Source organism: Segatella sinensis, assembly GCF_040095255.1.
GTDB classification, from domain to species: domain Bacteria; phylum Bacteroidota; class Bacteroidia; order Bacteroidales; family Bacteroidaceae; genus Prevotella; species Prevotella sinensis.
On record NZ_JBBNGE010000005.1, the window covers coordinates 41,511 to 67,566 of the forward strand.

A 26,056-nucleotide genomic window follows, 5' to 3' on the forward strand; every position below is an offset into this window, starting at 1 on the left:
AATGTTATGAAACAGAACAATATATTTTTCAGATATTTTAGCCCGGTTGCTGTTCAGCAGAAACTTTATGCCGCTGCTTTGGTTGCCTTGTTGTCTTCATCTGCTTACGAGGCAGAAGCCCAGGTTGGCGAACCTTTCATTCATGATCCTTCTACCATTGCCCTGTGTGATGGAAAGTATTATACCTTTGGAACGGGTGAAGGTGGAATCTGGTCGGAGGATGGCTGGACCTGGCAGGGTGGTGCTGTTCGTCCCGGCAGAGGAGCGGCTCCTGATGTGTTGAAGATTGGCGACCGTTATCTTGTAGCCTACAGTGCTACGGGTGGTGGATTGGGAGGCAGTCATCGCGGTGATGTCCTGACGATGTGGAACAAAACGCTCGATCCGAAATCGCCTGATTTCAAATATACTGAACCAGTTGTGGTAGCCTCATCCTTGGATGATGAAGACTGTGATGCCATTGATGCGGGCTTGTTGCTCGATCCTACTACCGGCAGACTCTGGCTCAGCTATGGTACCTATTTCGGATTTATCCGTTTGGTAGAACTTGATCCGAAGACGGGTAAGCGGATGGAAGGCAACGAACCCGTCAATATCGCCATCGACTGCGAAGCTACTGATTTGATTTACCGCAATGGCTGGTATTATCTTCTCGGCACTCATGGCACCTGTTGCGATGGTCCTAATTCTACCTACAATATCGTGGTGGGACGTTCGCGAAAGATAACCGGTCCATACGTAGATAATGTGGGCAGAGAGATGTTGCAGGGCGGTGGAAAGATGGTGATTGCTGCCAATAATCTGAAGACGGGTCCCGGTCACTTCGGACGCTATATTGAGGAAGAAGGTGTGGAAAAGATGTCGTTCCACTATGAGTCTGATTTCAGACAGGGAGGACGAAGCGTGTTGGCTATCCGTCCTTTATTGTGGAAGAACGACTGGCCTGTGGCTGGTGATGAATTTCATACCGGAACCTACGAGATAGAATCGGAACGAAGAGGCTATGCCCTGGAGATTGCCGTAGATTTCGTGAGAATGCAGCGGGATATCGAACCTTTCTGGATCAAGCCGACCAAGCCTCTGAAAAATATTGAACCTCAGACATTGAAGGAGGTAGAGGCAGAATGGCCTAAGGGAGAAGTAAAGGTAAGAATGAACGATTACATGTTCCGTCCTCATCAGAAGTGGAGTATCATGCCTGCCGGAAAGGGTGGTTATCTGGGTGGTCCTTATTATAAGATCTGCATAGAAGGCACTACCCGCTATCTTACTGCAACCGCTCAGCATGATGTCATTGCCAAACCTGAGTTTACGGGTGAAGATGCCCAGCTTTGGCGCATCGAGCAGCTTACCGATGGCACCTATCGCATCATGCCGAAGGCTGTGCCAGGCACAGAAAAGAAACTGGCATTGGTTTCACTCGGCGACTGTACCCCAGGTCTGGCTCCTTTCGATTTCAACAGCGATAATTCTAAATGGAATTTCAGACAACAATAAATTCATGATGAATCCCAATTTAATATACTAATAGCTTAATAGTAATTACAATGAACAAGAATGTTATATACGCAGCTTTGATGTTTGTGGTAACTATGTCTTCCGGCAATGCCTCAGCTCAGCAGTTTCCTTATCAGAATCCAGCCCTCTCGGCTCATGAGAGAGCGGTAGATTTGTGTGGTCGTCTCACTTTGGAAGAGAAAGCTTCTCTGATGCTGGATGATTCGCCGGCTATCCCACGATTGGGAATCAAGAGATTCCAGTGGTGGAGCGAGGCACTGCATGGTGTGGCGAACATGGGAGATGTAACCGTTTTTCCAGAACCTATCGGAATGGCAGCTTCGTTTAACGACGGAATGGTGTATAGAGTCTTTGATGCAACATCTGATGAGATGCGTGCCAAATGGAATGAACTGCAGCAGAAGGGAGGAGATGTAACCCGTTTCCATGCCCTTTCGGTCTGGACTCCAAACGTGAATATCTTCCGTGATCCTCGCTGGGGACGTGGACAGGAAACCTATGGTGAGGATCCTTATCTTACCAGTAGGATGGGATGTGCCGTGGTGCGCGGATTGCAGGGACCTGAAGATACGAAATACCGCAAACTCTGGGCTTGTGCCAAGCACTATGCAATTCATAGCGGACCAGAATGGGCTCGCCATACAGACAATATTACCGATGTTACACCGCGCGACCTTTGGGAAACTTATATGCCTGCCTTCAAATCACTGGTGCAGGATGCCAAGGTGCGTGAGGTGATGTGTGCCTATCAGCGTTGGGATGATGAACCATGCTGCGGCAACACCCGCCTTTTGCAGCAGATTCTCAGGGATGAGTGGGGATTCAAGTACCTGGTAGTTTCCGACTGTGGTGCTGTTACTGATTTCTGGGAGAATCATAAGGTTTCGAGCAATGCCAGAAATGCAGCAGCTAAGGGTGTATTGGCAGGAACCGATGTAGAATGTGGATTTAATTATGTATATAAATCGGTGCCTGAGGCTGTGAAGTATGGTGCCCTGACTGAAGAAGAAGTTGATAAGCATGTGATTCGTCTGCTCGAAGGTCGTTTCGACTTGGGTGAGATGGATGACAACAAGATAGTATCATGGTCGAAGATTCCTGTGTCTGTGCTTTGCAGCAAGGCGCATCGCCAGCTCTCGCTCGATATGGCTCTGCAGACCATGACGCTGCTCCAAAACAATAATGAGGTATTGCCTCTCGATAAAAAGGTAAAGAAGATTGCTTTCATCGGACCAAATGTGGATAACGAACCGATGATGTGGGGAAACTATAATGGTACTCCACGACAGACAATTACCATCCTGGATGGTATCAAGAGTCGTTTGAAGAAAAACCAGGTCGTCACCTTTAAAGGGTGCGACCTGGTGAACGACCAGACTTTGGATTCTTACTTCGACCAGTGTAGCATGGATGGCAAGATGGGCTTTAAGGGCACTTTCTGGAACAATCGTGAAATGAACGGTAAGCCTGTTACCATCACCCAGGAAAAGAATCCTGTGCAGGTAACTACCTATGGTCAGCATTCGTTTGCACCTAATGTGAAGTTGACGGGCTTTTCTGCCAAGTATGAAACCGTATTCCGTCCTAAGCAGAACGCCAAGGTATTGCTCGATGTGGCTGCCTGCGGTCATTATGAGGTTTATCTGAATGGTGAGAAAAAGTCAGAGAAGAGCGATTGGCGTACTGCAGAATCCCGCATCGAGTTTGAGGGCGTGAAAGGCAAGGAGTATCAGATAGAAATACGCTATGCGGAAATGCCAAATTATAATGCCAATATGAAGATCAATATCGGTCATGAGAATCCTATCGACTATCAGGCTTCGCTCAAGCAGTTGAAGGATTGCGAGACTGTAGTCTTCGTAGGTGGCATCTCTCCACAGTTGGAAGGTGAGGAAATGCCTATCGAGATTCCTGGCTTCAAGGGTGGTGACCGCACCAACATAGAATTGCCAAAGGTTCAGCGCAATTTCCTGAAGGCTTTGAAGGAGGCGGGCAAAAAGGTTGTCTTTGTCAACTGTTCGGGTTCGGCTATCGCCTTGACTCCAGAGACAGAGAGTTGCGATGCTATTCTCCAAGCCTGGTATCCTGGTCAGGAAGGTGGTGAGGCAGTGGCTCGTGTACTCTTCGGAGAGTACAATCCTGCCGGCAAGTTGCCTATTACGTTCTATAAGAATTCAGAGCAGTTGCCTGATTTCAAGGATTACAGCATGAAGGGCAGAACCTATCGTTATATGAACGATGCGCTCTTCCCATTCGGATATGGTTTAAGCTACACTTCTTTCCGTATAGGTGATGCTACACTTTCCAACTCTATCTTGAAGAAGGGTGAAAAGATTACGCTGAAGGTACCGGTAAGTAATGTTGGAAAGAAGGATGGGACCGAGATTGTGCAGGTGTATGTGAAGAATCCTGCCGATACCGAAGGACCATTGAAGAGCTTGAAGGCTTTCGAGAGAGTGGAGGTGAAGGCAGGAAAGACTGCTGAGGCTGTCATTACGCTGGATAGCAAGAACTTCGAACTCTTCGATGCTGCCACCAATACCGTGCGTGCCAAGGCAGGAAAGTATGAGGTTTATTACGGCAGCAGTTCGGCTGGTAAGGATTTGAAGAAACTGGATGTTTCTATTGAATATTAAGTAACTTGAGAAAATCATCAAGGAGCTGAGTAAATATGAAAAGAGGGTGTATCTTGGACTTTTGACACACCCTCTTTCTGTAATCTTAATCCTTCTTTACACACACGTATATATTTTTTTAAGAAAAAAGTCTCATAGTCTCATTTTTAGCCGCAAATATCACGTTATATTGTTGATATAAAGATATTTATAACTAATGAGACTTCTAGCAAAAAGTAGAAAGAAGTATCATAGAAGTATCATTAAAAATCATAGAAGTATCATTAAAGATAATACAAAGCATGCGAAAATCCAGTTTAAACGTTTTAAATATCGCAAAGAATCAAAAAAATATTGCCCAAAAATGAGTCCGATGTTTGGGCACTCGTTGCCCGCTTTATGGGCAGTGGTTGCCCAGCACAGGGGCTGCTGATGCCCACTTGGTGGGCTACGGATGCCCGTGTAACGGGCACAGAAAGACCAACCGAAGGGCATAAAGGGACCATCTGATGAACTGACTTTTCCTGATTTCAGTAGATGCTTTTTTACTTTATAAACTAGAAAGGTAGACACTATCAATTTCATAAAACTGAAATAGTAGACGCATTAGCTAAAAGTGCAGTCAATGATACTTCTATGATACATCAATGAGACTTCTCGGCGCTAAAACAGAAAAGTCTCATTGTTGCTAAATCTTTATATAACAAGTGCTTAAACCATATTTTTCAAACAAAAATGAGACTATGAGACTTTTTTCGCTAAAAAATTTTTTTCACGTAAGCGATCGGCGTCTATAAAAGATGAAAAACTCCCAAAAAGTTTGGAGATTTAACCAAAACACCTCATCTCATTTTATGACGCACCCTCTTCTTACTTGTTACATCCTATAAACTCTTGGATAAACGTTGATAGAGTGATAAAATTCCCTTCAAGGTATTGGGTACACAGTTCTATACAGAATAAATCCCGAAATCGCTTGGCGGTTTCGGGATTTTTGCTTATCTTTGCCAACGTTAATGGTAAATAGTTGATAATATGGCAACGAAGTTATATCCAATAGGCATGCAGACCTTCTCTGAGATTCGAGAGGAGGACTTTCTTTATGTAGATAAGACGGAGTACATCTATCGTATGACTCATACGAGTGGAAAGTATTTCTTCTTGGCGCGTCCACGTCGTTTCGGAAAGTCACTCCTCGTCTCTACTATGCAGAGCTATTTCGAGGGAAAGAAGGAATTGTTCAAGGGATTGGCAATTGATAAGTTAGAAAAGGAGTGGACGGAATATCCTGTCCTCCATTTTGACATGAGCGGTGGCAAGCACATGGAACCCGAGCAGCTGGAATTGTATTTGGGCTATATCCTGGAAGATCAAGAGAAGAAATGGGGTATAAACGAGCCACGTATCGGGGCAAATAACCGACTCATCGACCTCATCAATACTGCTTATGAGAAGAGCGGAAAACAAGTGGTTGTGCTCATCGATGAATATGATGCGCCTATGCTGGATGTGGCTCACGAGAAAGAGCAGCTGGATGTGTTGCGCAATATCATGCGTAACTTCTTTAGTCCTCTGAAATATAGTGAGGCAAAACTGCGTTTTGTTTTCCTTACAGGTATCACCAAGTTCTCGCAAGTTAGCATCTTTAGTGAACTGAACAATATCACAAATGTGTCGATGGACGATGAATATGCAGGAATCTGCGGCATCACCAAAGAAGAACTTCTGGAAAATATGTCGGATGACATCGATATGCTTGCTGACGCACTTGGATATTCTAAAGAAATGATGATTGCAAAGCTCAAGGAAAATTATGATGGCTATCATTTCTCGAAGAAATCGCCAGACGTTTTCAATCCATATAGTCTGCTCAACTGTTTCTCGAAAAAGGAATTGGGGGCATTCTGGTTCAGTTCTGGTACGCCAACTTATCTTATCAATATGTTGAGGCAGTTTGGCGTGTTGCCAACGGAGATAGCTCCGACAGAAGCTGTAAGTTCATCCTTTAATGCACCAACGGAGAATATGAAGACTATCACGCCGCTGCTCTACCAGAGTGGATATGTTACCATCAAGGAGTACGATCAGGAAACGAGGATTTATACCCTGGATATTCCAAACAAGGAAATCAAGGTAGGGTTGTTTGATAATCTTCTGCCAAACTACGTGGATGGTGTCTCTGCCGAACGGGGCAATGTGGCAATAGCCAAAATGGCATTGCTTATTGGCAAGCGCAACATGGATGGTGCCTTGCATCTGTTGCAAGACTTCCTGGGTACGGTGCCATACTGCAACGTGACCAATTATGAGGGGCATTATCAGCAGATGCTCTTCATCATCTTTACTCTCTTAACCAATTACCTGGTGGATGTGGAGGTGCATACGCCACGTGGCAGGGTAGATATTGTGCTCCTTACCAAGACCGATCTCTATGTGGTTGAATTGAAGCTGAATAAGAGTGCTCAGGCGGCAATGCAGCAAATCAATCTGAAGAACTATCGTCAGCGATTCGCTCTTTGTGGCTTGCCAATTACCAAGGTTGGCATCAATTTTGATTCTACCCAAGGTACTATTGAGGATTGGGTGATAGAGGCATGAGCATCTGAGAGATAGGTAAAAAAATAAAAGAGGGTGTGTCAACATAATAAATCCCGAAATCGCTTGGCGGTTTCGGGATTTTTGCTTATCTTTGCCAACGTTAATGGTAAATAGTTGATAATATGGCAACGAAGTTATATCCAATAGGCATGCAGACCTTCTCTGAGATTCGAGAGGAGGACTTTCTTTATGTAGATAAGACGGAGTACATCTATCGTATGACTCATACGAGTGGAAAGTATTTCTTCTTGGCGCGTCCACGTCGTTTCGGAAAGTCACTCCTCGTCTCTACTATGCAGAGCTATTTCGAGGGAAAGAAGGAACTCTTTAAGGGACTTGCTATTGAAAAACTGGAGAAGGAGTGGACGAAATATCCTGTGCTTCATTTTAGTTTGGCAGGTGGAAAGCACATGGAGAAAGATCAATTGGTGCGCTATCTCTTATATATATTAAAGGTAAATGAAGAAAAATTTGGCATCGTCAATGATTCTCCTGACCCGAATGTCCGTATGCTTAATTTAATAAAAACAGTATATGAACAGACTGGGCAGAAGGTTGTTGTGCTCATCGATGAATACGATGCTCCTTTGCTTGATGTGGTGCACGAGGATACCAGCTTGGGCGTCTTAAGGGAGGTGATGCGCAATTTCTATAGTCCCCTAAAGGATAGCGACCGTATGTTGCGTTTCGTCTTCTTGACAGGCATCACCAAGTTCTCGCAACTTAGTATATTCAGTGAACTCAATAATATTACTAATGTGAGTATGTACCAAGAGTATGCTGGCATTTGCGGCATTACCAAAGAGGAATTGTTGGATAAGTTTGATGAGGATATTGATGTGTTAGCAGGTAGGTTGGGATTGACACACGAACAAGCCTTGTCAAAACTGAAGGAAAATTATGATGGCTATCACTTTACCTGGCCATCATCAGATATTTTCAATCCTTATAGCTTGTTGAACTGTTTAGCTGAAGGACAGATGAATTCCTATTGGTTTGGCTCAGGCACTCCTACTTATCTCCTTAATATGATGCGGAAATATGACTTTACACCGATTGACCTGGGTGAACAGATGGATGCATCAAAGGATGATTTCGATGCAGCCACTGAGACGATGACTACTATCATGCCTTTGCTTTATCAGAGTGGTTATATCACAATCAAGAATTATGATCCGGAAACGGAACTCTATACCTTGGCTCTGCCTAACAAAGAGGTGAGGATAGGTTTGTATCGCAGTATGTTGCCGCATTATTTGGCGGCAAAGTCTGCAATGTGCAATACAACTGTGGCCAAAATGTCGGCTCTTATCAATAAGGGTAACATGGATGGTGCTCTTCAGCTATTGAAAACGTTCTGGGAGACGGTACCTTATTGCGATAATACCGATTATGAGGGGCATTATCAGCAGACAATGTATATCATCTTTGTCCTGCTTACGAATTTCCGTATATTGGTGGAACAGCATACTTTCCGGGGAAGAACAGACATTACGATGGAAACAAAGGATACCATCTATGTGATAGAACTGAAATTTAATAAGTCGGCACAAGAGGCTTTTGACCAAATCAACAACAAGCATTATGCTGATGCTTTTGCCCTAAAAGGCAAAAACGTGGAAAAGATTGGTATGAACTTTATGATTGATGAAGATAAGACTATCGTATTGGATTGGGTAAAATATTCCTGCTAAAAAATGAGGGTGTGTCATAAGTCCATGACACATCCTCATTTTTTCTTGTTGGATGCTGATATCGGTGCAGGCAATCAGCCTATGCTAGCAAGCAAGAATGTGGAATATAACGGAAAAGCAGTAAGGCTGTAAGGGTACAGATGTAAGTGTTACATCATATTAAGAATTTGACACATGTGAAAAAGCAGAATTCTACTTTTTTGATTACTTTTGCAGCAACAAATAACAATTTAATATACTATAATTAATTTAAATCATAAAATGACTAGATTCAGAATGATTTTATCCCTGCTTTTGGCTGGCATGGGAACTGTAGCAACAGCACAGAACATCAACTTGCCAATCATCCAGACCAAGTACACAGCCGATCCTGCACCTTATGTGCACAACGATACGGTTTATCTCTATACCACCCACGATGAGGATGGGGCTGAGGGGTTCCTGATGAAAGACTGGCTGCTCTACACCTCAACGGATATGGTAAACTGGCAAGACCGCGGTGCCGTGGCTTCATTGAAAGACTTCAAGTGGTTCAAGGGCGAGAATGGTGCCTGGGCAGAGCAGGTCATCGAGCGCAATGGCAAATGGTATATGTATTGCCCAATCCACGGTCATGGCATCGGAGTGCTGGTAGCTGATAATCCATACGGACCGTTCAAGGATCCTATCGGAAAGCCTTTGGCATGGGAGGGCGACTGGTTCGACATCGACCCTACCGTATGGATAGATGATGATAATCAGGCTTACATGTATTGGGGCAACCCGGAGTTGAAGGCAGTGAAACTGAACGAGGACATGATTTCTTATTCTGATTCCATCATGCACTTCCCGAAGATTCAGGATTATCAGGAAGGTCCTTGGCTCTGGAAGCGCAATGGCAATTATTATCTGGCTTATGCTTCTACCTGCTGTCCTGAGGGCATCGGTTATGCGATGAGCAAGAATCCGCTCGGACCGTGGGAATATAAGGGACATATCATGAACCATACGCCCCGCACTCGTGGCAATCATCCGGGCATCATCGACTATAAGGGCAAGAGCTATTGCTTCGGCTTGAATTATGACATCTTCCGTTTGAAGACGGGGCGTCATGCCGAGCAGCGTTCTGTTTCTGCGGCTGAAATGACTTACAATCCTGACGGAACCATCCAGGAGTTGCCATACTTCCAGGATTGCAAGTTGGAGCAGATAGAATGGTTCAACCCTTATCGCCAGGTTGAGGCTGAGACGATGGCTTGGGGCTATGGATTGAAGACGCAGCCTAAGAACGAATGGGCGCAGAAGGACAGATGGAACCAGGTGGTTACGAATATTGATGAGGATGAGTATATCCTCTTGAAGGGTGTTGACTTCAAGAAGGGTGCAAGTAAGTTTGAGGTTTCTGCCTCTTGCCACATGTTTGGCGGCAGCATCGAAATCCGTCTTGATGGGGTAAACGGCCAGTGCATCGGCAAGGTGGATATCAAGAACACCAAGGATGAATACAAAACCTTCTCTACTCAGGTGAAGAAGGTAAAGGGTGTTCATGATCTCTACTTCGTCTTTAAGGGAGGCGACATCCAGAAGCAGAACCTCTTCTTCCTGGATTGGTGGAAGTTTGGGGAGTAAGATAAACTTAATAAAGTTTTTGAAACATTCTATAACGTCATTATGATTATTTTTTCGTAATTTTGCAGCATTAAACGAAAAAACAATCATAATGATGAATACAACGAAAATCTTGGCTCTCAGAAAGCCGTTATTGATAAGCGCATGCCTGCTTGCCATGCAGGGTGCTGCCTATGCACAGAACCCAATCGTACAAACACAGTTAACTACCGACCCGGCACCTCTGGTTGTCGGAGACCGTCTCTATGTATATACCGGTCATGATGAAGATAAGGCTGACTTCTTCTGGATGAACGAATGGCGTGTATATTCCACCAAGGATATGGTGAACTGGACAGACCATGGTTCTCCGCTCGACCTCAGTTCTTTTTCCTGGGCAGACGACCGTGCCTGGGCAGCACAGACTATCGAACGTAATGGTAAGTATTACTGGTATATCTGTGCGCACTCTAAACTGACGGGCGGAATGGCTATCGGCGTAGCTGTGGCTGATTCTCCTACCGGTCCGTTCAAGGATGCGCTGGGCAAACCGCTTTTCGATAATGGAAGTTGGGACAATATCGACCCAACCGTCTGGATGGACGAGGATGGTCAGGCTTATCTCTATTGGGGTAATCCACATCTTTACTATGCCAAACTGAATAAAGATATGATCAGCTTCAAGGGTGGTATAGATGCTAAGGCTGCTGTTGATGAAAAGCGTGAAGTGGGCAGAATCGTGATGACTGAGGAGGGATTCGGTTCGCCTGACGTGGAGAAGCGTGATTCTACCAGAAAATATAAAGATTGCTACACAGAGGGACCTTGGTTCATGAAGCGTGGCAAGAACTATTATATGCTTTATGCTGCAGGTGGAGTGCCTGAGCATATCGCTTATTCCATGAGCAAGAAGCCTTTCGGACCATGGAAGTATATGGGCGAAATCATGCCATTGGAAGATACGGGTTCCTTTACTAACCATTGCGGTGTGACCGACTTCAAGGGCAAGTCTTATTTCTTCTATCATACGGGTAAACTGGGTGGCGGATTCGGACGCAGTGTGGCTGTGGAAGAATTCAAATATAATGCCGATGGCACCTTCCCAATCATCCACCATACCCAGGAAGGAGTGGCTCCTATCGCAACTCTCAATCCTTACAAGCGTCAGGAGGCTGAAACCATCGCTTTCTCTAAGGGAGTGAAGTCGGAGCAGACCGATGATACGGGTGTTTATATCTCTGAAATTCATACAGGTGATTATATCAAGGTACGTGAGGTGGATTTCGGAAATGAGAGTCCGGATGCATTTGCCATCTCAGCGGCGTGCGCTTCGCTTGGAGGTTCGCTGGAGGTTCACCTCGATAAGGAAGATGGCGAACTGATAGCTAAACTTGATGTTACCAAGACGGGTGGCTGGGAAAAGTGGAAGACTTTCTCGGCACAAATGCTAAAGAAAGTGACAGGAAAGCATGATATATACTTCGTGTTCAAGGGATTGAAGGGAAGCAAACTCTTCAATTTCGACTGGTGGAAGTTTGAGAAGAATTTCGCCAATCCTGTGGTTTGGGCTGATGTGCCTGATGTGGATGTAATCCGTGTGGGTGACAGCTTCTATATGGTAAGCACCACCATGCATCTGATGCCGGGTGCGCCTATCATGAAATCGAAGGATCTGGTGAACTGGGAAACCGTGAACTATATCTTCCCTAAACTTACCGATTCGCCTAAGTATGACATGAAGGAGGGTACGGTGTATGGTCGTGGTCAGTGGGCCACTTCGCTGCAGTATCATCGTGGCAAGTTCTATGCGCTCTTTGCTCCAAACGATAATCCTGGTGGAGAGACTTATATCTGTACAGCCGATGATATCGAGGGCAAATGGACTGTCCACAGCCGTTTGCAGCATTTCCATGATGCTGCTCTCTTCTTCGATGACGACGATAAGGCATACGTGGTTTATGGAACGGGAGAGATGGTGCAGCTGAATGCAGACCTTACGGAAGTGGTGCCGGGCAGCCATCGTAAACTCTTTGAGCGTGATGCTGATGAAACGGGTTTGCTCGAAGGCTCCCGCATGATCAAGCACAACGGCAAGTATTATCTTCTGATGATTTCGTGGCCACAGGGACATCCTCGTCGTGAAGTTTGTTATCGTGCTGATAAAATAACGGGTCCTTACGAAAAGAAGGTGATTCTGGAAACGGAGTTTGCCGGATTCAACGGCGTGGGACAAGGTACGATTGTAGATGATAAGGATGGCAACTGGTATGGCATCGTATTCCAAGACCGTGGTGGTGTGGGCAGAGTGCTCACGCTGGAGCCATGTACCTGGAAGGACGGATGGCCTATGCTGACCGATGAGAAGGGCAATATTCCTGCCGAGATGCAGAAGCCTGTATTGGGATATGACGGCAAGGGACTCGTGTATAGCGACGATTTCTCGAAGGATAAACTGGAACTGCAGTGGCAGTGGAACCACAATCCTGTGGATAATGCCTGGTCGCTCACAGAGCGCAAGGGCTGGCTCCGCCTGAAGACATCCCGTATTGTTCCTAACATCTTCCTGGCTCCTAATACCATCAGTACCCGTACTGAAGGACCAACCTGCGAGGGAATCATCAAGATGGATGTGAGCAAGATGAAAGATGGCGATGTGGCTGGCTTGTCAGCCTTCCAGGGTGATGCAGCCCTGCTTTCTATCGTAAAGGAAGGCAAGAAACTCTTTGTGGTGGGTACCAAGGAGAGTGTAGCTTTGACTGAAAAGGAAAAGGCTGTGACCGAAGTGAAGCGTGAGGAGGTGTATCGCCAGCCTTTGAATCTGAAGCAGGATAAGGCAACGAAATCAAGCATCATCTATCTGAAGATGAGTTGCGATTTCCGTCTTCATCAGGATCTCGCCACCTTATTATATAGTATAGATGGAAAGACCTGGATTCCTGCCATCAAGGATTTCAAGATGCAGTATGATTATCGCCGCTTCTTCATGGGTACCCGTATCGCCATCTACAATTATGCCACAAAGGCTGCTGGTGGATATGTGGATGTGGATAGTTTTGAGTATCAAAAACAGAATAGTAGTGAGAAATAGAATAATATTGGGAACTATGGCTTTGGCGTTTCTTCTTCCGGTAAAGATGATGGCTAAGGCTAGCAGTTCTGCTAATAGTACTCTGCTTTGGTATAACGCCCCAGCCCAGCAGTGGCTGGAGGCTCTGCCTATCGGAAACTCACATCTGGGAGGTATGGTGTATGGCGGAACCACGGATGAGAATATCCAGTTGAATGAGGAGACTTTCTGGAGTGGCGGTCCTCATAACAACAATAGCAAGAAATCCCTGGAGAATCTGCCAAAGGTGAGGGAACTCATCTTCAATGGCAGGGAAGAGGAGGCGGCGGCTCTCATCAACCAGACCTTCATCCCAGGGCCTCATGGCATGCGCTTCCTGCCGATGGCAAATCTGCATATCAGCATGAAGAACCGGGGAAAGATTGAGCAGTTTGTGCGCAACCTGGATTTGAAGAGGGCAATTGCCACGACTTCTTTCGTGATGGATGGCGTAAGATATACTCGTACTACCTTTGCTTCGCTGGCTGATGGAGTCATGGTTTGCCACATCAAGGCGAGTAGAAAGGGTGCCCTGAATATCGATGTTACCCTGGATTCGCCTTTTGAACATCAGACTCAGAAAACGCCTTCAGGGGTTATGCTGAAGGTGAAGGGACAAGACCAGGAAGGCATCAAGGCGGCTCTCACTGCCGAATGTGTGGCAGATGTGAGGACGGATGGCACCGAGGCAACCATCCTCGTGAGTGCTGCCACCAATTTTGTGAACTATCACGATGTGTCGGGCAATGCTGCCCAACGCAATGCCGACTATATAAATGAGGTGAAACTGATGAGCTATGCACAGTTGGAGAAACGCCATGTGGAGGCTTACCAGAAGCAGTTCGCTACTTCTTCTCTGATTTTGCCAACCGATATCAATGCTTCGTTGCCTACCAACCAGCGCCTGGAGAAATTTGCAGGCAGCAAGGATATGGCGATGGTGGCACTGATGTATAACTATGGTCGCTATCTGCTCATTTCCTCTTCCCAGCCTGGTGGACAGGCGGCAAACTTGCAGGGCGTTTGGAACAACAGCAAAAATGCACCTTGGGACAGCAAATATACCATCAACATCAATACGGAGATGAACTACTGGCCTGCCGAGGTAACGAATCTTGGCAACACCACAGAGCCTCTGTATTCGCTGATTAAGGATTTGAGTGTAACGGGAGCACAGACGGCTAGGGAAATGTATGGTTGCCGTGGCTGGATGGCACATCATAACACCGATATCTGGCGCATAGCAGGTCCGGTGGACGGTGCGCAGTGGGGCATGTTCCCGAACGGCGGTGCCTGGCTCACTACCCATCTCTGGCAGCATTATCTCTATACGGGCGACAAGGCTTTCCTCAGGCAGTGGTATCCGGTAATAAAAGGTGCTGCTGAGTTCTATCTTGACTATATGCAGAAGTTACCTGGCACCGAATGGAAGGTAACCGTGCCGTCGGTGAGTCCGGAACAGGGACCTATGGGTAAGAGAACTGCCGTAACGGCAGGTTGCACGATGGATAACCAGATAGCCTTCGATGCCCTGACCAGTGCCGTGAAGGCTTCTGAAATATTGGGTGTTGATGAGGCTGAACGCAAGGCGATGCAGCAGCTGATTTCTCAGATTCCGCCAATGCAGATAGGAAAGTACGGACAGTTGCAGGAGTGGCTTGTGGATGCGGATGATCCGAAGAATGAGCATCGCCACATTTCGCATCTCTATGGATTGTATCCATCCAATCAGATTTCTCCTTTTTCTCATCCGGAACTGTTCCATGCCGCAGCCACCACTCTGAAGCATCGTGGTGACCAGGCTACGGGCTGGAGTCTAGGTTGGAAGACGAACTTCTGGGCACGCATGCTAGATGGCAATCATGCTTTCAGAATCATCAGCAATATGCTTCGCCTGTTGCCATCTGATGCGCAGGCAAAGGAGTATCCTGATGGCAGAACCTATCCGAATCTCTTCGATGCCCATCCACCATTCCAGATTGATGGTAACTTCGGAGTAACAGCCGGCATCGCAGAGATGCTCCTGCAGAGTCATGATGGAGCCGTGCATCTCTTGCCAGCCTTGCCTGATGCCTGGAAAGAAGGAAGCGTAAAGGGACTTCGTGCCCGTGGCGGCTTTGTGGTGGATATGGACTGGAAGAATGGCAGATTGATGAAGGCGAAGATTCGTTCCACCATCGGAGGTGTGCTGCGTCTCCGCTCCTACGTTCCGCTTAAGGCGAAGAATCTGAAGAAGGCTGAAGGAATATGTCCCAATATCCTTTTTGCATCTGCAGAAGTGAAGCCTGTAATGGAACAGCATCGGATAGCAGAAGGAGTGAAGGTCCCTATTCCTGACGTATATGAATATGACTTGGAAACAGAACCAGGAAAGACTTATCTGATTAAATAATGTCCTAAAATCACATTTGTTGCCATAAAAGTATCATTTTGTCCACCTCTGGTTGGATAATTATTTGTACTTTTGTGGCAATATTTTTTATAATAATCTTTTAGACCTATAAATGAGAATGAAGAAATTATTATTTGCAACCTGTTGCATCGCTTTTTTGAGCGGTTCTTTGGGAGCAGCGGCGCAGAAAAAATCTGCAGCCAAGAATGTTCTGACACAGACTTTGAAAGGGAAGTCTTGGTCGGCTGATAATGGTAACGGTACCTTTACAAACCCTTTGTTTTATGATGAGTTTTCTGACCCTGATATTATCAGAGTGGGGGAGGATTACTATCTGGCGGGTACCACGATGCACAGTGTTCCGGGATTGGTAGTGCTCCATTCCAAGGATCTCGTAAATTGGGAGTTCTCTTCCTATTGCTTTGACCGATTCGATGATTCTGATGATTTCAATCTCCGCAATGGCAAGGAGGCTTACGGACAGGGTATCTGGGCGCCTGCCATCCGATATCATAACGGCAAGTTCTATATCTTCTCCAATATCAACGGGCATGGATTGCAGGTGTATATCTCGGACAGTGCCAAGGGTCCTTGGACGCATCACAAGATTAATGGTGATATCTACGACCTCTCTGTGCTCTTCGATGATGATGGCAAGATTTATGCCGTGCACAAGTATGGCAACGTGACAGTAACGGAGTTGAAGCCCGATTTGAGTGGTCCGGTAGAGGGCAGCAGCAAGGTGGTGATTCCGGAAGGCAATGCGATGGGGGAGGGACATCATGTGTATAAAATCAATGGTATGTACTATATCCTCTCTGCCGATTATTCTCCGATGGGGCGCATGCAGTGTGCCCGAAGCAAGAGTATCTGGGGACCTTACGAAACCTGTGTAATCAGCGAACGCGAATCGTATGGTTATGCTGCTGGATGGAGCGTAGGTAACATGGGTATCGGTAGGCCGCTTCCTGAAGATGGATATCAATTTAATAACAACAGACCGAATGGCGTGAACCTGGGGTGTGCTACCATTCATCAAGGGGGCATCGTCCAGGCTCCTGATGGCAAATGGTGGGGCGTATCGATGCTGGATTTCAATGCCGTGGGCAGAACGGTGTGCCTGTCGCCTGTCACATGGGTGGATGGCTGGCCTTACTTCGGATTGGAGAAGAACCTGGGTCGCTCGCCTCGAACCTGGTTCAAACCGAATGATGCGGTGAAGACACCACAGGCTCCATACGACAGATGTGATGATTTCTCGGGAAAGACTTTCAAGCCGGTTTGGCAGTGGAATCATAATCCGAACGACAAGATGTGGTCGCTGAACAAGGAGCGAAAAGGATGGCTCCGTTTGCATTCTATGCCTGCCAAGCAGCTGCTCTGGGCAAAGAATTCGTTGACGCAACGTGCCATCGGTCCTGTATCTTATACATCTGTCAAGCTGGATGTATCCCGACTGAAGATGGGGGATGAGGCTGGACTCGGTGCTATGAATACGCCATACGCTTCATTGGGCGTGATGAAGACGGAAAAGGGATTAAGCCTGAGATGTTACGACCAGAATACCAACAAGGAGGTGCTGAAACCGATTGCCAAGAATAAGGTGGTATGGTTGCGCCTTTGGGGTGATTATGATAAGAGTCTGCTGCAATATTCCTACTCTCTTGATGGAAAGACTTGGGAGAATATCGGAGAGCAGATGCTTTCTCCTTATCAGTTGAAGACCTTCCAGGGTGTGCGTGTAGCGCTGTATGCCTTTAACAAGGCGGGAGTGAACGGCGGCGTGGCTGATTTTGATGACTTCAAGGTAGAGGAACCGATGGCTGACAGAACAGCTAATCTGCCTATAGGAAAGACCATCCGACTCTTTAATCTTGCTGATGGTAACCTGATGAATGCTACCGCTCATGGTCTCATGCACAGCTCCTCGAACATAAAGGAGATGAGCAATGGAGTGAAATTCATCATCGAAGACCGTGGACAGGGCAAGATTGCACTGAAAACTGCAGATGGACGATATGTATATATCGCAGGTGCTGGCTTGTCGGGCGATGTGCGTCTTACTTCTGATGCCTCTCATGCTGAGGAGTTTGTATGGCAGGATATGCTTTACAACCGCTGTATGCTTCTATCACTGAAGACCCAGCGGTATATAGGCAAGCATCCTACCGACGGAAGTCCTTATTCTGCTGATTTCAAGGGTGCTGATGCCGGTATGAAGAATGGCTGTGTCTTCTCTTGGGAAGTGGTAGAGTAGGCTATTCGAAATAGAATGTCAATGCAATTATCTTACTATGAGCTCCTTTAGCTGCCAAGGCATAAGGGAGCTCATTCTTGTTTTTGATGTGCTCGGGATGTTTCTTGTCGAAGGAATCTGTCAATCCATACATAAACTTGAGTTCCGGACGAAGCTTGAAAAATGGCATGTAGAAATCGCAGCCTACGCCCAGTTCGAGAAATATTTCCGATTTCTTGAGCTTGATGTAGTCTGACTTGCTGCTGTTGAGGTTCATCATCGGATTGATGCCCGCCATCACGTAAGGTCGGTGATTATTGAACCGCTCGGCTGCGAAAATCAGGTCTATAGCGGAAGAAATATAGGCAGTCTTCATCTCCTGATGCTGCACGATGGCATTTCCGGCACCATCTTTCTCCAAGAGGTTATAAAAGGTGAGGTGGCGAGTACCGAAGTACATGGCAGGGGCTATGCGGAATTGGAAGCTTCTGTTGAGACGGAATTCTCCTAGTACGCCAACGGTGAATCCCATATCCCAACGGTCTTGATCTACAGTGACATGAGAAGGCTGCTCGATACCGTTGGCATCGATGTATTGGGTGATTCCGGTATTCTGGAATTCCATATCTTGTGCATGTGTTCCGATGAGTACACCGAAATGGAATGGGCGCAGATCGGTATATGGGCGATTTTCTACCGTCCTAAGCTGTGCCATGCCATTGATACCTGTATAAAAGGCTATTAGAGCCATCAGTATGATTCTCTTCATATTTGCTATTTGTTCTTCGTTATTATTAATAAACGGCAAGGTTGGCTTCTTATTGTACTAATTTATTTCGATAAAGTATAAATTGAGTAAAATCAAGAAAAAAGTCATACCTATTTGTAGGTATATCGAAAATAATTGTTATCTTTGCACCATCAAAAGTAGGTAATAACCTATCTCTAGATTAGCATAGATACATAAACATTATTAACATTTTAAATATTTATAATTATGGCATACGTAATTGGTGACGATTGTATCGCTTGCGGTACATGTATTGACGAGTGTCCATCAGGTGCAATCTCTGAGGGCGAGAAGTATTCAATCAACCCAGATCTCTGCACTGAGTGCGGTACTTGTGCTGATGTTTGTCCTAATGAGGCAATCAGTCTTCCATAGTTTATTATGGAAAGATACTTTTAGTTACAATAAAACATTGAGAGCGGTTCCTTTGGAATCGCTCTTTTCGTTTATGGTCTGATTCATATCACAAAAAAAGGGGCGAAAGCCATATCACATAGCTATCACCCCTTTAATTATGTTCTTATTTCGTAATTTTACTGTGCCTGCTGCTCCTCGTCAAGACCTAAAGCCTTCTTGGCGAGAGAGTTGTTTGGATCAAGCTTGATCAGCTTCTCGAAGTATGGCTGAGCTGTTGTCAGGTCCTTCTTAGAACTCCAGTAGATGTAACCGGCGTTCTTGTAAGCCTGCATCAGGTAGCCCTTCTCATCCTCATCATACTGCTTGCTCTCAAGTTCCTTGATAACCAATTCATAGTTAGCAAGAGCCTTGTCGTCCAACTCGTTCTGGAATGCGATGTTGGCAGCCTGGAGGTGAGCGTATGCCTTCAGCTGTGGATACTTCTCAGCGAAGCTGTTATATACGTTGATAGCCTTATCAACGTTAGCCTCCTTCTGATCGCCACCCTTCTGAGCCTTTGCATTGTAAATCTCTGCCATCTTTACATAGTCTGATGGTGACACGTTAGGGTTCTTATCCATATATGCCTGTGCAAATTCGATAGCCTTATCCTCGTTGCCCATACCCTTGTATGCCTCAGAGATGTACTGATATGGCTTGTAGTCTTCCTTATTTACCTCCAGAGCCTTGTTGTACTGCTCCAAAGCCTGGTCGAACTGCTTGTTGCCAGCGAGTGCCAGACCATAGTAAGAGTAGATACTAGAGTTCTTCTTGATATCGTTGTTAGCCATAATGCTGTTAGCATACTGGAGAGCCTCAGTAAAATTCTGTGTATCAACAGATGCACGCATAGCCAGAATCAAGAAAGCTGTATCCTTAGGATACTTCTGCATACCCTTCTTGCAAAGGTTGAGAGTTTCATCCTTCTTGTTCAATACGTATGTAGTGAAGCAGTACTCGTAGAAGATGTACTCTTCCATTGTATTCAAATTAGCCTTAGAGAAGTTCTCGTATGCCTTGTCGTAGCTACCGATAGAGTAGTAGTTGTGACCAGTTTCTGCCTCGATAGGGTAGTTAGGATCTACCGTTCTCAACTTGTTCAAAGCCTCTGCTGAAGCCTGTGGGTCAATCTTGCGGTAAACGTTAGCGTAGCTGATATAACCCTGAGGATTCTTAGGGTCCATAGTCATACAATTCTTATACCAAGAAGCAGCCTCACCACCATTGTCCTGCATTGCGTAGATATCGCCCTTGAGGATATAAGCATCACCACAGGTCTTGTACTTAGCGATGACAGCATCAGCTACAGCCAGGGCATTGGTGTAGTCCTTGTTGATGACGAGGGCATTACCCAAAGCAACGAGTGCCTTAGGATCCTTTTTGTACTCCTTCTGATACTCCTTGAGAACCTTGGCAAAAGCCTTGGCATCTACGTTACCAGCCTTCAAAGTTGCTTCTATTGGCTTCAGAGCATCCTTGTAGTTAACGTCCTGAGCCATTGCAGGAGCCGCCAAACCCATGACGAGCAAACCTGCTACTAAATATTTAACTGCTTTCATAATTCTACTTTCTATCTAAACTTTTAACGTTTAACATTAACTGTCTTAATCGTAATATCACCTCTGTAAGGAAGTAAGCCTGTCTTGAAGAGGATAAGCTGTCCCTTAGGATTGGAAATGTAGTTGGCAAAGCTCCAAGGCAAAGCCTTATGAGGGTCAACCACGATAGCGTATATAGTTCTTACGAATGGATATCTTCCATCCAACAGGTATGCCTGGTAAGGTTTCCAGCTGTTCATAGGGGTAGCTTTCTCCTTGATGGATACCTGCATTACATGAATATTCTTCTTAAAGGTAGTGTTGGTGGAATCGCGTCGGTCGTTCAACCAATTTGATCCGATAACACCGATAGAACCTGGATTCTGGTCAACGAAGTCGATGACCTGCTTGCTTGTTTTGGCAGCCATGATCTTCGCACCCATCTTTTCGCCGTGGAGAACGGAATCTACCACGAAGTTGGTGGTTGCAGAGCGGGTGTTGTCGAAGATGACCTCGATATCACCTCTCTTTGATCCAGGAACAATATCACTCCATTTGGTCGCCTTTCCGGTAAGGACACGCTTAATGTCATTCACTGTGATGCAAGTATCACTGTTATTCTTGTTGACAATGAATGCCAGACCATCGTATCCGATAGGGAAAACGGAAGGAATCACATTGCTCTTCGATTTCAAGTATGCAATCTCACTATCCTTCAGATTACGGGTAGTAAAGAGGAGTGCTGTTTTGAAATCCTTGATCATCTGAAGTCCAGTGACTTCATCTGTGTATTTTGGTTTGAGCTTGGCCTTTGGGTACTCGAACTCAAACTGACTTCTTTCTTCGTCAATGATAGGACTCAAACTCTCATCAGCCACAAACTCAATTGTGCCTGAAGTAGGAGTATCAGTTCTACCATCTTTGGCTTTCTTCTCGCCACAAGACGAGAAGAAAGCCATTGATAGTACTGTTAATCCTATATAAATATAAGATATTCTTTTCATTCTATTACTGCAATCTAAATACAACTGGTACAGTATACTTAACACGTACAGTAGAACCATTCTGCTTACCTGGAGACCATCTAGGCATGCTCTTAACGACACGCTGTGCCTCACGGTCAAGTGAAGGGTCAACAGAACGAGCTACCTTCACATCAGAGATAGAACCATCACGCTCTACCACGAATGAAACGATAACACGACCCTGTACGCCGTTCTCCTGTGCTACGACAGGATACTTGATGTTGCTAGCCAGATACTGCATCAAAGCGCCTTGTCCACCAGGGAATGAAGGCATCTCCTCTACAACATCGAAGACCTTAGTTGCAACCTCAGGTTTTGGAGCTGGTGGTGGAGGTGGAGCTGCTACCGCAATCTCACTTCTCACAGCTTCCACTGTACGGTCCTTCACACCTGCCTTGTTTTCTGTACCGACAGCAACCTTTTCGTCCAGTTTATCCATCTGCTTAACCTGGTTTTCCTCTTTTACGAGTTCATCCTTCTTGATGACAGGTGCAGTAAACTTCTGAGTTTCGCGAGCCACAGGTATCTCCTTCTTAGGTTCAATCTTTGGCTTCACTGGCTCCTTCTTCTTTTCTTCCTTCTTAGCCTGCTGCTGGAGTTTAGCCAACTCCATAGCTTCCATATATGCCTGCTGTTCTTCAGCTTGTTTCTGTTCGATAACTTTCCAAGCCAAGAATCCACCCACGAGAGCTGCAGCAATGACCAAGATCAGAAGAGACTTGATGTTTCGACCGGAAGTACCCTTACGGAGCTGGTATGCACCATACTCCTTGTTCTTTCCGGCGAAAACCATTTCGACCCATTTAGGATCGTAAAGATCTATTTTTGCCATTTCTTTCTTGTTTAAAATTGTTTGTTACTCATCTTACATCTTAACGTGTCTAGACTCGAGAAGCTTCTCATCGTCTGCGTTAATCTTATCGATGACGTAAGTACCAATGTTTGAAATCTGCATTTCGTCGAGAGCGTCAACCATATTCTTGTAAGAAGCGTTGTCGGTTGGCTTGATGACGATGGTCAGAGTAGGGATTTTACCATCCTTCAAGTTACCAGCCTTCAAATCGCTGAGCTTCTTCTGATAGATGCTATCAGGATACTGCTTAGGATTCTTCTGACGATCCATGTTCAACTCCTTAACAGCGAGCGAAATTCTCTCTACAGGACGTGTACCATTCTCTGTAGCGTGCTCTCTCAAGACCTTACGGATACCCTGGCTACCCCATGTTGTCTCCTTGATCCATGTAGGATCGTTGTAGTTAGGGATACCAGCACCATAATAAATCTTGTTATCAGCTGCTACGTAGAGGGTAATAGTCTCAGAAGCTTTCGCCTCGTTCTTCTGGTCATCTTGAGTATTCTCGTCATTACTTGGCATAGTCAGCTCCATAGTCTGAGGTTTGCTCAAAGATGTACACAGCATGAAGAACGTGATAAGAAGCATGAGCATATCCACCATAGGCGTAAAGTCTACGCGGACATTCATTTTCTTTTGTTTGCTTTCTTTCTTTGCCATTTATTCGTCCCCCTGTTGTTTTAACTGTGTAATCATATAGTAATGACTCTCATCCATGTCCTGGAGTTCGTTCATCACTCTCTTCACTGTCTTGTAAGGTGTAGAAGCATCTGCCTTGAGGGCTATCTTGATTTCTTCGTTAGCGTTACGAGCAGCGTCAACCCACTGCTGGAACTCGCTCATGCCACCCTTGATACTGTCGAGAGGAATACCCTTAGTCTGGAGATACTGTGGACGCTTTGCTGCGTTCATAGACAGATAAGTGCTCATGTCACTCATAGAAACACCGAATGTACCCTCGCTCTTGAATGTTTCAATCTGCTTAGGGGTCAAAGACACGCCGAAGTTGCTTGTCATTGTGCTCAGTGCTGCTCCCAACTGATCGGTATTATCAATACTCATAAATACTTGGCCCTCGCCGGTTGGTTTTCCGGCCTTGTCCTTTTCAGGACTTACCAAGATGGTCAAGACACCATTCTCAGGCACCTTAATCTCAGACACAGAACCTGGTGTGTTTACCTTCACTGGCTCATTCTTTACGAATGTAGAGGTGAGCATGAAGAAGGTAAGCAACAGGGTCATAACGTCTGACATAGGCGTCATATCGATCCAGATGTCACTCTTCTTAATTTTTACTTTACCCATAGCGATAAAATTTTAAAGGGTTAGCAAAAATTAAGCCTCTTCTGCGTGGTTAGCTTCGTATGTCTGAGCAATTGAGTAACCTACCTCGTCGAGTGCGTATGTCAACTTATCAACCTTGTTTGTAAATGTGTTGTAAGATACTACAGCACACCAAGATGTCAAAATACCGAATGCGGTGTTGATCAACGCCTCAGAAATACCTACAGAAAGTGCTGCTGAGTCAGCGCCACCACCTTCACCCATGGCCTGGAATGACTTGATCATACCGGTTACAGTACCGAGAAGACCAGTCAAAGTACCGAGAGTTACGATTGTAGCGATGATAGGCAAGTTCATTGTCAAAGTTGGCATCTCCAACTGAGTTGCCTCCTCGTGAGCCTGCTGGATCTTAGCTACCTTCTGAGCCTTCTTCAAAGATGCATTAGCACCAGACTCCATAGACTTGTAAGCGTTCAAAGATGCCAATACTACGTTAGCAACTGTACCGCGCTGCTTGTTGCAGAGCTGCTCAGCCTTAGCGAAATCGTTAGCGTTCAATGCAGACTTGATGTTTGCTACGAACTTAGGAAGAGCACCTGTACCTGTAGCTGTCTTAAGAGCCAACCAACGCTCGATAGTCATAGCCAACACTGTGAGCAACAATGTGTGGATAACTGGTACGATTACACCACCCTTGTAAATTGTACCCCAAATGTCTGCTGGGTGATCCTGGATACCTGGATCCTGGAAGTGCATGTCGTTACCGAACCATGTGAAGAACAATGTGAATGCGATGATAGCACATACCACGATGATCCAGAATGCGCCTCTTACTCCCTGAAAGCCCGCAGACTTCTTAGCTGGGGCTGCTTGTTTTGTAGTTGCCATAATTTTTACTTTTTTAAATTATTAGTTAATAAATTATTAATATGTCTTATTTATTTCTCGCTCTATTTTAGTTGTTTTGTATGCCTAGTTTGTGTTGTCTTGAATAAACACGCTTAGGTTATCCAAATTCCTTTGGCAAAGATAATAAATATTGAGAAACTATCGTCCTAATTAAGAAGTTTTAACGAGATATTGGCTCATTTTTTACCAATATCTCGCTTTTTTCTTACAAAGTTGACCTTTTTAGGACTCTTTTCTCCTATTTTTATTTCAATTTGCTCAGAGCTTCCTTGATGCGGCGGATTGCCTCTACGATGTTTTCATCGCTTGTAGCATAGCTCATGCGGAAGCAGTCTGGATCACCGAAGGCATCTCCACCTACTGTGGCTACGTGAGCCTCCTCCAGGAGGTACATTGCGAAATCTGTAGAGTTGTTGATGGTCTTCTCACCATTGCTCTTGCCGAAGTAGCTGTTGCACTTAGGGAAGAGATAAAAGGCACCCTGTGGCATATTGACCTCAAGTCCTGGAACCTCCTTGGCGAGTTTCACGATGAGGTTGCGGCGACGCTCGAAAGCTACGCGCATCTCCTCTACAGCACCCTGGTCGAGTGTGTAGGCTGCCTCAGCAGCCTTCTGGCTTACTGAGCAGGTACCGCTGGTATATTGACCCTGCAACTTGTTGCATCCCTTGATGATCCACTCTGGACCAGCGAGGAAACCGATTCTCCATCCTGTCATGGCGTATGCCTTGGATACACCATTGGCGATGATCACCTGCTCCTTCATGCCAGGCTCCTGTGCAATGCTGTGATGCTTGCCGATATAGTTGATGTGCTCGTAGATCTCGTCTGCCAACACAAATACCTCTGGGTGCTTCTTCAGAACCTCTGCCAATGCTGCCAGCTCCTCCTTGGAATATACACTTCCGGTAGGGTTGCTTGGTGAGCAGAGAATGAGCATCTTGGTCTTTTCGGTGATTGCGTTCTCAAGCTGCTCGGCTGTCATCTTGAAGTCCTGGTCGAAACCTGCGTTTACGATGACTGGAGTACCGCCTGCCAATTTCACCATCTGTGGGTAGCTTACCCAATATGGTGCTGGGATGATTACCTCGTCGCCAGGGTTTACGAGAGCCAGTACGGCGTTGCATACGCACTGCTTGCCACCGGTGCCCACGATTACCTCGTTGACTGTGTAGTCAAGTCCGTTTTCTTTTTTCAATTTGGCAACAATAGCTTTTCGCAAGTCAGGATAACCAGGAACTGGTGAGTAACGTGAGAAGTTCTCATCAATAGCCTTCTTCGCAGCCTCCTTGATATTGTCAGGCGTGTTGAAGTCTGGTTCACCTACACTCATGTTAATTACATCGATACCCTGAGCTTTCATTTCACTACTCTTCTGTGACATCGCCAGCGTTGCTGATGGTGCCAATCTGTTAAGACGATCAGATAATTGTGCCATAATTCTATTTTATTGTTAATTAATCGTGTGCAAAATTAAGCATTTTATTTCTTTTTCGGAAGAAATTTATTCGTTAT

17 protein-coding genes are annotated in these 26,056 nt (G+C 45.6%); 9 read left to right on the forward strand and 8 right to left on the reverse strand.

Features of this window, described 5'->3' with window-relative positions; translation table 11 throughout:
• The first annotated feature begins 6 nt into the window (after positions 1–6).
• The 8 genes from AAAT87_RS02420 to AAAT87_RS02455 all read left to right on the forward strand — a co-directional run bounded on the left by AAAT87_RS02420 (position 7) and on the right by AAAT87_RS02455 (position 17,767).
• Positions 7–1,497, forward strand: a complete 1,491-nt coding sequence (locus AAAT87_RS02420; protein ID WP_349225518.1) for a family 43 glycosylhydrolase — start codon at positions 7–9, stop codon at positions 1,495–1,497.
• 50 nt (positions 1,498–1,547) lie between these two features.
• On the forward strand, positions 1,548–4,154 hold the full coding sequence (gene xyl3A / locus AAAT87_RS02425) for a xylan 1,4-beta-xylosidase (protein WP_349225519.1): 2,607 nt from the start codon (positions 1,548–1,550) through the stop codon (positions 4,152–4,154).
• A 1,014-nt stretch (positions 4,155–5,168) separates the two neighbouring features.
• Positions 5,169–6,731 (forward strand): ATP-binding protein, encoded by a 1,563-nt coding sequence (locus tag AAAT87_RS02430; RefSeq protein ID WP_349225520.1) that lies wholly within the window; start codon positions 5,169–5,171, stop codon positions 6,729–6,731.
• Positions 6,732–6,853: 122 nt separating this feature from the next.
• Positions 6,854–8,425 carry an ATP-binding protein gene (locus AAAT87_RS02435; RefSeq protein WP_349225521.1) on the forward strand — a complete coding sequence of 524 codons (1,572 nt, stop codon included), beginning with the start codon at positions 6,854–6,856 and terminating at the stop codon, positions 8,423–8,425.
• A gap of 261 nt (positions 8,426–8,686) precedes the next feature.
• On the forward strand, positions 8,687–10,033 hold the full coding sequence (locus AAAT87_RS02440; protein ID WP_349225522.1) for a glycoside hydrolase family 43 protein: 1,347 nt from the start codon (positions 8,687–8,689) through the stop codon (positions 10,031–10,033).
• Between the two features lie 91 nt (positions 10,034–10,124).
• Positions 10,125–13,100 (forward strand): family 43 glycosylhydrolase, encoded by a 2,976-nt coding sequence (locus AAAT87_RS02445; RefSeq protein ID WP_428848532.1) that lies wholly within the window; start codon positions 10,125–10,127, stop codon positions 13,098–13,100.
• Between the two features lie 16 nt (positions 13,101–13,116).
• Positions 13,117–15,510 (forward strand): glycoside hydrolase family 95 protein, encoded by a 2,394-nt coding sequence (locus AAAT87_RS02450; RefSeq protein ID WP_428848535.1) that lies wholly within the window; start codon positions 13,117–13,119, stop codon positions 15,508–15,510.
• Between the two features lie 118 nt (positions 15,511–15,628).
• Positions 15,629–17,767 (forward strand): family 43 glycosylhydrolase, encoded by a 2,139-nt coding sequence (locus AAAT87_RS02455; RefSeq protein WP_349225523.1) that lies wholly within the window; start codon positions 15,629–15,631, stop codon positions 17,765–17,767.
• 1 nt (position 17,768) lies between these two features.
• Here the strand turns inward: AAAT87_RS02455 and porT are convergent, their stop codons facing one another.
• Entirely contained in the window at positions 17,769–18,515 is a 747-nt protein-coding gene (porT, locus tag AAAT87_RS02460) for a type IX secretion/gliding motility protein PorT/SprT (RefSeq protein WP_349225524.1), read from the reverse strand.
• Between the two features lie 228 nt (positions 18,516–18,743).
• Here porT and fdxA point away from each other — a divergent pair, with 228 nt between their 5' ends.
• Positions 18,744–18,911 (forward strand): 4Fe-4S ferredoxin, encoded by a 168-nt coding sequence (gene fdxA, locus AAAT87_RS02465; RefSeq protein ID WP_006849139.1) that lies wholly within the window; start codon positions 18,744–18,746, stop codon positions 18,909–18,911.
• Between the two features lie 158 nt (positions 18,912–19,069).
• Here the strand turns inward: fdxA and AAAT87_RS02470 are convergent, their stop codons facing one another.
• From AAAT87_RS02470 to AAAT87_RS02500, 7 genes are all read right to left on the reverse strand, one after another.
• A complete protein-coding gene (locus AAAT87_RS02470; RefSeq protein ID WP_295023829.1) occupies positions 19,070–20,491 on the reverse strand; it encodes a tetratricopeptide repeat protein in 1,422 nt (473 codons plus the stop codon).
• A 23-nt stretch (positions 20,492–20,514) separates the two neighbouring features.
• Complete coding sequence (locus AAAT87_RS02475; RefSeq protein ID WP_089544803.1) at positions 20,515–21,474, reverse strand: PstS family phosphate ABC transporter substrate-binding protein; 960 nt, start codon at positions 21,472–21,474, stop codon at positions 20,515–20,517.
• Between the two features lie 4 nt (positions 21,475–21,478).
• Complete coding sequence (locus tag AAAT87_RS02480; protein ID WP_295023828.1) at positions 21,479–22,327, reverse strand: energy transducer TonB; 849 nt, start codon at positions 22,325–22,327, stop codon at positions 21,479–21,481.
• Between the two features lie 33 nt (positions 22,328–22,360).
• On the reverse strand, positions 22,361–23,008 hold the full coding sequence (locus tag AAAT87_RS02485; protein WP_119249028.1) for an ExbD/TolR family protein: 648 nt from the start codon (positions 23,006–23,008) through the stop codon (positions 22,361–22,363).
• Complete coding sequence (locus AAAT87_RS02490) at positions 23,009–23,653, reverse strand: ExbD/TolR family protein (protein WP_089544800.1); 645 nt, start codon at positions 23,651–23,653, stop codon at positions 23,009–23,011. It abuts the gene before it with no gap.
• A gap of 30 nt (positions 23,654–23,683) precedes the next feature.
• A complete protein-coding gene (locus AAAT87_RS02495; RefSeq protein WP_153091134.1) occupies positions 23,684–24,520 on the reverse strand; it encodes a MotA/TolQ/ExbB proton channel family protein in 837 nt (278 codons plus the stop codon).
• A gap of 265 nt (positions 24,521–24,785) precedes the next feature.
• Positions 24,786–25,979, reverse strand: a complete 1,194-nt coding sequence (locus AAAT87_RS02500) for a pyridoxal phosphate-dependent aminotransferase (RefSeq protein WP_118311579.1) — start codon at positions 25,977–25,979, stop codon at positions 24,786–24,788.
• Positions 25,980–26,056: the final 77 nt, after the last annotated feature.